This window comes from Flavobacterium sp. XN-5, from assembly GCF_008033395.2.
In the GTDB taxonomy this organism is placed as follows: domain Bacteria; phylum Bacteroidota; class Bacteroidia; order Flavobacteriales; family Flavobacteriaceae; genus Flavobacterium; species Flavobacterium hiemivividum.
The window spans coordinates 1-2,539 of record NZ_VOGZ02000018.1 but is presented as its reverse complement, the minus strand read 5'-3'; the positions used below and the strand labels follow the sequence as shown (position 1 = coordinate 2,539).

Annotated in this window: 3 protein-coding genes; all 3 read left to right on the top strand. The window is 35.6% G+C overall.

The genetic code is table 11. The features are described 5' to 3' along the window. Window positions 1-73 precede the first annotated feature (73 nt). The 3 genes from tnpA to tnpC are packed head-to-tail and all read left to right on the top strand — an operon-like array spanning window position 74 to window position 2,335. A complete protein-coding gene (tnpA, locus tag FQU23_RS16070) occupies window positions 74-355 on the top strand; it encodes an IS66 family insertion sequence element accessory protein TnpA (RefSeq protein WP_147674741.1) in 282 nt (93 codons plus the stop codon). Beyond that, window positions 355-690: an IS66 family insertion sequence element accessory protein TnpB gene (gene tnpB, locus FQU23_RS16065; RefSeq protein ID WP_147674740.1), complete on the top strand. Its 336-nt coding sequence runs from the start codon at window positions 355-357 to the stop codon at window positions 688-690. Before tnpA ends, tnpB begins: the two co-directional genes overlap by 1 nt. Window positions 691-742: 52 nt before the next feature. Continuing rightward, on the top strand, window positions 743-2,335 hold the full coding sequence (gene tnpC / locus FQU23_RS16060) for an IS66 family transposase (RefSeq protein WP_147674739.1): 1,593 nt from the start codon (window positions 743-745) through the stop codon (window positions 2,333-2,335). Window positions 2,336-2,539: the final 204 nt, after the last annotated feature.

Sequence of the window (2,539 nt, the reverse complement as noted above, 5' to 3'; positions counted from 1 at the left end):
ATGTATCCGCCCGAGCAAGCACATATTTCATGGGCTGATGTAAGGTAGTAGTTTTGTCCAAAAGAATATTAAGATGGACAAAAAAGAATATATGTTATCTCAAGTAGAAGCTTGGAAACAAAGCGGTATTAGTCAACAGACATTTTGTGATAAAGCCGGAATCAAATTAGGCACCTTTAGCTATTGGATTAAGAGAAGTAAAGAACAAGATGATTTAGTTGGTGGCTTTATTGAACTCACCAATCCAAGTATGGATCTAAAGAGTCAGTATGAAATAGTCTATCCCAATGGTGTCATACTGAAAGTTCAGAACACCGATCTTAAAGAAATCTTCTCCTTAGTAAACCTATATTAATGTTTAGCCTGAGCAGTTCTCATACTTTCTTGCTGTATCCTCAAATTTGCGATATGAGGAAAAGTTTTGATGGCTTGTGTGGTATTGTAACTAATGAACTAGCACGGGTAGCTCATAGTGGAGAAGTTTTTATTTTTGTTAATCGCAAAAAGAATCAGATCAAACTCCTTCATTGGGAAGCAGGTGGTTTTGTACTTTACCACAAGCGTTTAGAAGAAGGAACTTTTGCTATGGTTAATCATAATGATCTTCGAATTAGCTGGAGTGATTTAGTGTTAATGATAGAAGGAATTCATATTATAAAAAGCAGTAAAAAAAGGCGATTTTCTTTGTAGATTTCACCTGTAAATCTTTTGTAAATACTGGTGTTTTCCTTATATTTACGGTATGGAAATGGACCTAGAAAACTTATCAAAACAAGAAATTTTGGAGCTTTTAAACAAAGCACAAAAGACTATTTCCCGTCATGAAAAAAGCTTGTCTAGGCAAGAAAAAACAATTTTTAAGCAGGAGGCAAAAAGCACTGGTTTAGAATCCAAAGTAACGGGTTTAGAAACGAAAGTGGAAGAATTACAGCGTTTAGTTGACTTACTCAGACGCATGCAGTTTGGACAGAAACGCGAGCGTTTTGAAGATCCTTCTCAAACCACTTTACCTTTAGATGTAGAACAAGAAGTTCTAGAAGAACAAGAAGTAGTAATCAAACAAGAGATTAAGTATTCCCGTGAAAAGAAAAAGCATCCAGGAAGAGCCAAACTACCAGATCATTTACCAGTAGAAGAAATAGAGATACACCCAGAAGGAGATTTATCGGATAAGGTTTGTATTGGAAAAGAAACAACAGATGTTTTGGATTACGTTCCTGGACACTTTAAAATTAAAAGATACATCCGATATAAATATGCTACTAAAGATAAAGACAAGCCTCAAATTTGTATAGGAGATCTTCCAGAGCGAATTATCGAAAAAGGCATCCCTTCAGAAAGACTTCTAGCAATATTACTTGTGTTTAAATACGTTGATCATCTTCCGTTATATCGTCAGAGGCAGATTTTCTTAAGAGAAAGTATCAACATAGCTTCATCTACTATAGATGGTTGGGTAGCTCAAGCAATGGATGCTCTAAAACCATTATACGAAAAATTGGTGATGGATATCAAAAACGAAGGTTACCTTCAAGTGGATGAAACCACCATCAAAGTCTTGGATGAGAAAAAGAAAGACAAATCACATCTTGGTTATTATTGGGTATATCATGCACCTATATCCAAGCTCGTGATGTTTAATTACAGCCCTACTAGAAGTAGTAGTGCTGCCCTACCTATATTGGAGAACTTCAAGGGATATCTGCAAACCGATGGGTATGCGGGATACAAAGCCTATGGAAAAAAGACAACGGTTACTCATTTAGGATGTTGGGCTCATGCGCGTCGCGAATTTGAAAGATCTCTTGATAATGACAAGCAAAGAGCTGAGTATGTATTATTAGAAATTCAAAAGCTATATGCTATAGAACGCAGAGCTAAAGAGAGCAAACTGAATTCAGAACAAATTAAAGAGCTGCGACTAAAAGAAAGCTTGCCTGTTATTAATGAACTTGGTAAATGGATGTTTACTCAAATGAAACTGACCTTACCCAAGAGTCAAATAGGAAAAGCACTAGCTTATTCTCAGAACAGATGGGACAACCTATCAGCTTATTTATATGACGGAAATCTAAAAATAGATAATAATCTCGTGGAGAACGCTCTACGCCCGATTTCTTTAGGGAGAAAGAACTATCTTTTCGCGGGATCACACGATGCTGCACAAAGAGCAGCTATGGCATATACCTTTTTTGCTAATTGCAAAAAACACCAAGTAAATCCGTCCGAATGGCTCAAGTATACACTGGAAAATATTCAATCGATAAATCACAAAAACATCTCTGATTTATTCCCTCACAATTACAAGAAACTCATTGCCGACTTGGTAGAATAAGATCTAGACCATACAAGAGTACTTACTTGCGTTGGTTACAATAAAACTAATACGAAAATGTGATTATGAATAAATTAAGTTTTACAGAAAACGATTATAACGAAACTTCTAAACTAGCGGGTCTGATAAGTAAAATAGACACAATAGATGTGCAATATGTAAATAGAGTCTCAGATGAGATATTTAAGCAACAACCTTTTTTTT

Coding starts and splice junctions, on each gene's coding strand:
- tnpA (WP_147674741.1), top strand. CDS start 74: ATGGACAAAAAAGAATATATGTTATCTCAAGTAGAAGCTTGGAAACAA.
- tnpB (WP_147674740.1), top strand. CDS start 355: ATGTTTAGCCTGAGCAGTTCTCATACTTTCTTGCTGTATCCTCAAATT.
- tnpC (WP_147674739.1), top strand. CDS start 743: ATGGAAATGGACCTAGAAAACTTATCAAAACAAGAAATTTTGGAGCTT.